Annotated in this window: 8 protein-coding genes; 3 read left to right on the top strand and 5 right to left on the bottom strand. The window is 67.2% G+C overall.

Annotated features, from left to right (window positions below; genetic code table 11):
- From V7Q39_RS18575 to V7Q39_RS18555, 5 genes are all read right to left on the bottom strand, one after another.
- Positions 1-187, bottom strand: a 187-nt coding sequence (locus V7Q39_RS18575) for a response regulator transcription factor (RefSeq protein WP_333818099.1), incomplete at its 3' end; no start/stop codon positions are given.
- Between the two features lie 2 nt (positions 188-189).
- On the bottom strand, positions 190-891 hold the full coding sequence (gene phoU / locus V7Q39_RS18570; protein WP_333818098.1) for a phosphate signaling complex protein PhoU: 702 nt from the start codon (positions 889-891) through the stop codon (positions 190-192).
- A gap of 10 nt (positions 892-901) precedes the next feature.
- Positions 902-1,699 (bottom strand): phosphate ABC transporter ATP-binding protein PstB, encoded by a 798-nt coding sequence (gene pstB, locus V7Q39_RS18565; protein ID WP_333818097.1) that lies wholly within the window; start codon positions 1,697-1,699, stop codon positions 902-904.
- Positions 1,700-1,796: 97 nt separating this feature from the next.
- Positions 1,797-2,720 carry a ribokinase gene (gene rbsK / locus V7Q39_RS18560; protein WP_333818096.1) on the bottom strand — a complete coding sequence of 308 codons (924 nt, stop codon included), beginning with the start codon at positions 2,718-2,720 and terminating at the stop codon, positions 1,797-1,799.
- Position 2,721: 1 nt separating this feature from the next.
- Entirely contained in the window at positions 2,722-3,174 is a 453-nt protein-coding gene (locus tag V7Q39_RS18555) for an RbsD/FucU family protein (protein ID WP_333818095.1), read from the bottom strand.
- A 129-nt stretch (positions 3,175-3,303) separates the two neighbouring features.
- Between V7Q39_RS18555 and V7Q39_RS18550 the strand changes: the two genes are divergently transcribed.
- The 3 genes from V7Q39_RS18550 to V7Q39_RS18540 all read left to right on the top strand — a co-directional run.
- Complete coding sequence (locus tag V7Q39_RS18550) at positions 3,304-4,110, top strand: alpha/beta hydrolase (RefSeq protein WP_333818094.1); 807 nt, start codon at positions 3,304-3,306, stop codon at positions 4,108-4,110.
- A 332-nt stretch (positions 4,111-4,442) separates the two neighbouring features.
- Entirely contained in the window at positions 4,443-5,717 is a 1,275-nt protein-coding gene (locus tag V7Q39_RS18545) for an ABC transporter substrate-binding protein (RefSeq protein ID WP_333818093.1), read from the top strand.
- A 107-nt stretch (positions 5,718-5,824) separates the two neighbouring features.
- On the top strand, positions 5,825-6,298 hold a 474-nt coding region (locus V7Q39_RS18540), incomplete at its 3' end, for a carbohydrate ABC transporter permease (protein ID WP_333818092.1).

The following is a 6,298-nucleotide window of genomic DNA, read 5'->3' as shown; positions in this document are numbered from 1 at the left end:
CCTTCGGCATCATCCAGTCCAGGATGATGATGTCCGGCTCCTCCTCGTCGACCAGAACCATCGCGTCCTCGCCATTGTCGGCCTGGGTCACGGCAAAGCCCTCGGCCTCCAGGTTGTAGGCCAGAACCGTCCGCTGAGCGGGCTCGTCCTCGACCAGCAGGACCCGCGGCTGCCCGCCCCTCGCCATCCTCAGGCCCCCGTCCCGGTGCTGTCGACCTTGGGCCGCTCATCCCCCGGCAATTCGCCGGTGACGAGGTAGATCACCTGCTCGGCCACCCCCGTCGCGTGATCGCCCACCCGCTCGATGTTCTTGGCGATGAAATGCAGGTGCATGCAGGGGCCGATGGTGCGCGGGTCTTCCATCATGTGGGTCAGGAACTCGCGGAAGATCGAGTTGTACATCTGGTCGATGTCCCGGTCCCGCGTCCGCACATCCTCGGCCAGCTTCACGTCGCGGCGGATATAGGCGTCCAGCGCATCGGTCAGCATCTGCACCACGGCCCGCGCCAGCCTGCGGATCGACCCCGACGCCCCCGGAACCGGCGTCATCTGCGACAGCACCGCCGTCCGCTTGGCCAGGTTCTTCGCATAATCCCCCGACCGTTCCAGCGCCGCGGCGATCTTCATCACCGTCAGAACTGTCCGCAGGTCGCCCGCCGTGGGGCCCCGCAGTGCCAGAAGCTGGGCGCATTGCGCATTGATCTGCTCTTCCAGCGCGTCGATCGCCCGGTCACCGGCCCGGACCCGCGCGGCCAGATCCTCGTCCCGCCGGTCCAGCGCCTCGGCCGCTTCCAGAAGCGCGGTCTCGACCAGCCCGCCCATCCGCATGACCAGGGCCTGCGCGGCCTCGAGATCGCGGTCGAAGGCCGAAAGAATATGTGCGGTGTTCATCGCCTGCTCCTTACCCGATCCGTCCGGTGATATAGGCCTCGGTCCTGGGGTCCGTGGGGTTGGTGAAGATGCGGGTAGTGTCATCGTATTCGACCAGATTCCCCAGATGGAAGAACGCAGTCTTCTGGCTGACACGCGCCGCCTGCTGCATCGAGTGGGTCACGATCACCACCGAGAACTGCGACCGCAGGTCGTCGATCAGTTCTTCCACCTGCGCCGTGGCGATGGGGTCAAGCGCCGAGCAGGGCTCGTCCATCAGCAGGACCTCGGGCGAGGTCGCCACCGCCCGCGCGATACACAGCCGCTGCTGCTGCCCGCCGGAAAGCCCGGTCCCGGGCGCATCCAGCCGGTCCTTGACCTCGTTCCACAGCGCGGCCTTGCGCAGCGAGGCTTCCACCACGGCGTCAAGCTCGGCCTTGTTGCGGGTCAGCCCGTGGATCTTCGGCCCGTAGGCCACATTGTCATAGATCGACTTCGGGAAGGGGTTCGGCTTCTGGAACACCATCCCCACCTTGGCGCGCAGCTGCACCGGATCGACGCGGGAATCGTAGATGTCTTCGCCGTCCAGCGTGATCTTGCCGGATACCCGGGCCGAGGCCACGGTGTCGTTCATCCGGTTCAGGCAGCGCAGGAAGGTCGACTTGCCGCAGCCCGATGGTCCGATGAAGGCCGTCACCGTCCGGTCGAGGATATCGACCGTCACATCCTTCAGCGCGTGGTTCGTGCCATAGTGGACCTGAACCTCACGGGCGGCGATCTTGGTGCTGTCGACCGCAATCTCCCGTTCAACCGTTCGCATATCGTCCATCCGTCTTCCTCACGAGCTGCCGCGCCCGGATGATCTAGGCCAGTTTCGTGACGCATATGCGACGTATATGTAACAGGGGAATGACGCTGGCCCAAGGTCAGGGGCGTGTCAGAAGCGCCTCGATCTCGTCCCGGGACGGCATCGCCGGGGCCGCCCCGGCGCGGGTGACGGAAATCCCCGCCGTTGCCGCGCCGAAGCGCACCGCCTCGATCACGTCTTTGCCCTCGGACAACGCGACGGCGAAACCGCCGTTGAAGGCATCGCCTGCGCCCGTGGTCTCGACCACCGCCCCGGCGCTGATCACCGGCACATGCACCGACCGCGTCCGGTCGCGGTAAAGCGCGCCGTTGGAGCCCAGCGTGACGATCACCGCCCCGACGCCCCGCGCAATCAGGGCAGCGGCGGCCTGCTCCGCCTCGGCCAGCGTCGTCACCGGCAAGCCGGTCAGCGTCTCGGCCTCGGTCTCGTTCGGAGTGATGAAGTCGCAAAGCGCCAGCATCGCATCGTCCAGCGCCGCCGCCGGGGCGGGGTTCAGGATCGTGGTGACGCCTGCCGCGCGCGCGATCTCCAGCCCCCGGCGGGCGGCGGGGATCGGCTGTTCCAGCTGGGTGACGAAGACCGCCGCGCTGCGGATAAGGTCGGCGCGTGCGTCCAGGTCTTCGGGCGCGATCCGCCCACCCGCCCCCGAGGCGACGATGATCGCGTTGTTGCCGGTGGCGGCCTCCAGGAAGATGAAGGCCGCCCCGGTGTGGCTTTCGGCGTCCACCGTCACTTCGGGGATGACCCCTGCCTCCTCCCAAGTGGTCCGTGCGACCTTGGCGAAATCGTCGGCGCCCAGCCGCGTGATGAAATGCGTCCGCCCCCCCGCCCTGGCCGCCGCGACAGCCTGGTTCGAGCCTTTGCCCCCCGGCCCCAGCACGAAATGCTGGCCCAGGATCGTCTCGCCGATCTTCGGCAGGCGTTCGGCGCGATAGGAGGTGTCGGCGTTGAAGATGCCGAGGATCACGACGGGTTTCGACATCTCAGTCCTCCGGAGGGATCACGCCCTTGCGCAGCATGAAGCAGCCGTAGAAGCGCCGCTCCCCGGTCTGGATCACCGCGAAGGCCTGACGGGCCATGTCGTAGAAGGCGAAGCGCTCGATGCCGGGCAAGGGGCGGGAGCGGCCCTCGGCGCGGTCGACCTCGGCCTGGACCTCGACCTGCACCGGGGGCAGTTCCTCGGGGTGGCCCACGACTTCCATCCGGCCCGCGAAATCCTCGACGAATGTGTCCAGCGGCAGGACCGACAGGATCGCGTTCACCGCCTCCGCCGCTGTCAGGTTCTCCATCCGCAGAAGCCTGCCGGTGACGGTGGCGCCGGCCACGGATTCTGCCGGGAAGTTGGTGTCCACGACAACCACGCAATCGCCATGGCCCATGGCGCGGAGCGTGCCCAGCACCTCGGCGTTCAGCCGGTTGTCGATCCCCTTCAGCACGTCACCCCTCCCGTTCGCCCTCTGCTCAAGGATATGCCCGGCTTCCGCAGCCCACGCAAGAAAGCGCTGCCCCTTGCGGACGGGACGAGGACCGTCGCAGTCTGGCCCCGATCCGACAGGAGGCCCGACGTGCCCGATTCCCGCCCGCCCTACCGCTGGCCCGACCCCGACCGCGACTATGCCAACGGGGATTTCATCGCCGGGGCCGCCGATTATCCGCCGCGCTGGACCCGGGATGCCGCCGCCTTCCGCCGGACGCTGGGGAAGCGGGCAGACCTTGACCTTTCCTATGGCCCTTCTCCGCGCGAGAAGCTGGACCTGTTCCTGCCCGAAGGCCCGGCGAAGGGGGTGGTGATCTTCGTCCACGGCGGCTACTGGCACCTCTTCTCCAAGGCGCACTGGTCGCATCTGGCCGCGGGCCCGCTGGCGCGGGGTTATGCGGTGGCGATGCCAAGCTATACGCTGGCCCCCGCCGCGCGGCTGGCGGAGATCACCGCCGAGATCGCGCGCGCCTGCTGGTTCGTGGGCACCCGCGTGCCCGGGCCGATGGTGGTGACGGGCCATTCCGCCGGGGGGCATCTGGCGGCGCGGATGGGCAACGCCGACCTCGCGGTGCCGGTGGCGCGGGTGGTGCCGATTTCCCCGCTTTCGGAACTGGGGCCGCTGATGGCCACGGGGATGAACGCGACGCTGAAGATCGACGCGGGCGAGGCTGCGGGGGAGAGCCCGGCCCGGCATCCCCTCCGGGACGGGGTGACGGCCCATGTCTGGGTGGGGGCGCAGGAGCGGCCCGCCTTCCTGTGGCAGGCGCGGGTCCTGGCCGAGGAATGGGCCTGCCCCTGGACCGCCGATCCGGGGCAGCACCATTTCAGCGTGATCGACGGGCTGGCGGAGCCGGGGTCAGCCCTTTGCAAGGTCCTTCTGGAGGGGCTCTAGAGAGAGCCGCCCCGCGTGGCGGGTTTTTCCGGTCTTTTGCCGCCGGATCGTCCGTGCATCAGGCCTGCGCGCTGATCTTCGGCGTAACCCCGGATCGAACCTGAAGAGAAAGCCTGTCAGCGTCGTCGCATTCGCCCTGGTGAAGGGCGGGAGAATATCCAAAGGGGTTTGGCTGATTTCGGCGGCGGAAGGAATGGCAAGGGCCGCCCCAGTCGAATCGTTGACCAAAAGCGCTTTGGAGACTAACGTTCCGGCAACGTTTCGGGATTTTTCGGGCGTTTAGCAAAGAAGACGGCACGCCAATTCTGCCGCCCAAGGGAGGAAGACCAATGATGACCATGAAAGGCCGCGCATTCCGCGCGACCGCAACCGCAGCCATGCTCGCCGTCTTTGGCGCTCCCGTCATGGCTGAAGAGCTGTTCTATGTCTCCGGCGCCGTCGGCAATGCGGTCGAGGATTTCAAGACCATCGTGAAGCCGTGGGAGGAAGCAACCGGCAACACCGTGACCATCGTCCCGATGCCGGCCTCGACCACCGACCAGTTCGGCCAGTATCGCCTGTGGCTCGCCGCCGGGGCGACCGACATCGACCTTTACCAGACCGACGTGATCTGGGCGCCGCAACTGGCGGACCATTTCGTCGACCTGACCGAAGCCGCCAAGGACCTGGCGCCGACCCATTTCCCCTCGATCATCGAATCGCAGACGGTGAACGGCAAGCTGGTCGCGCTGCCGCTCTTCACCGATGCGCCCGCGCTCTACTACCGCAAGGACCTGCTGGAGAAATACGGCAAGGAGCCGCCGAAGACCTGGGCCGAACTGGCCGAGACCGCCAAGATCATCCAGGACGGCGAACGTGCCGAGGGCAAGGCCGACATGTGGGGCTTTGTCTGGCAGGGCAACGCCTATGAAGGCCTGACCTGCAACGCCCTGGAATGGGTGAAGTCCTTCGGCGGCGGCCAGATCGTCGAAGCCGACGGCACGATCTCGATCAATAACGAGAACGCCGTCGCCGCGCTGGAGGCCGCGAAGTCCTGGGTCGGCACGATCAGCCCGGATGGCGTCCTGGCTTACCAGGAAGAGGAAGCCCGCGGCGTCTGGCAGACCGGCAACGCGGTCTTCATGCGCAACTGGCCCTATGCCTACACGCTGGGCAACGGCGACGACTCGGCAGTCAAGGGCCTGTTCAGCGTGACCACCCTGCCGGTCGGCAAGGAAGGCGACAGTTCGGCGGCCACCCTTGGCGGCTGGAACGTCGCGGTGTCGAAGTACTCGACCAAGCAGGACGCCGCGGTCAGCCTTGCGCTGTATCTTGCCGGGCCGGAGGCGCAAAAGACCCGCGCGCTCATCGCCTCGAACCTGCCGACGATCGTCGCACTTTACGACGACGCCGACATCGCGGCCGCGCAGCCGATCATTCCGCAGTGGAAGGACGTGTTCCTGAACGCCGTTCCGCGCCCCTCGGCGCCCACGCTCGGCAAGTACAACGAGGTGTCCGCCAAGTTCTGGTCGGCGGTGCACAACACGCTTTCGGGCGAAGGCTCGGCAGCGGAGAACCTCGAGATGCTCGAAGTGGACCTGACGGACATCAAGGGGTCGGGCTGGTAAGTCCTCCCGGACCTGACTGACCCCAACGGCGGGCGGCGCTGACCCCAGCAGTCGCCGCCCGTCTCATCTCAACGGGCCTCGGAGGGGGGTCCGACAGGGAGGGAATCATGGCAACGAACGACGCGGGGCTCAGCCTCACGCAGCAACGCCAGCGCGCGGCCTTCTGGTTCATCGTACCGATGCTGGCGGCGCTGTTCTTCGTGGCGGCCTGGCCGCTTCTGCGCACCATCTGGTTTTCGCTGACCGACACCAAGCTCAGCGCCCTCTATGGCGGCAGCTGGATCGGCTTCGACAACTACCTGTCGCTGCGCATCCTGGAGTCGGGCCGATGGGTCTGGCGCGGCACGCTGGTCGACCCGGCCTGGTGGAACGCTGTCTGGAACACGGTGCGCTTCGCCTTCGTCTCGGTCTTCTTCGAGACGGTGCTGGGCCTGATCGTCGCCCTGGTGCTGAACGCCGAGTTCAAGGGCCGGGGCCTGGTGCGCGCCGCGATCCTGATCCCCTGGGCGATCCCGACCATCGTCAGCGCGAAGATGTGGGCCTGGATGCTGAACGACCAGTTCGGCATCCTGAACGACATC

Source organism: Tabrizicola sp., assembly GCF_036781545.1.
In the GTDB taxonomy this organism is placed as follows: Bacteria; Pseudomonadota; Alphaproteobacteria; order Rhodobacterales; family Rhodobacteraceae; genus Tabrizicola.
The sequence above is the reverse complement of the archived record's forward strand: the minus strand, read 5'-3'. Positions and strand labels throughout refer to the sequence as shown.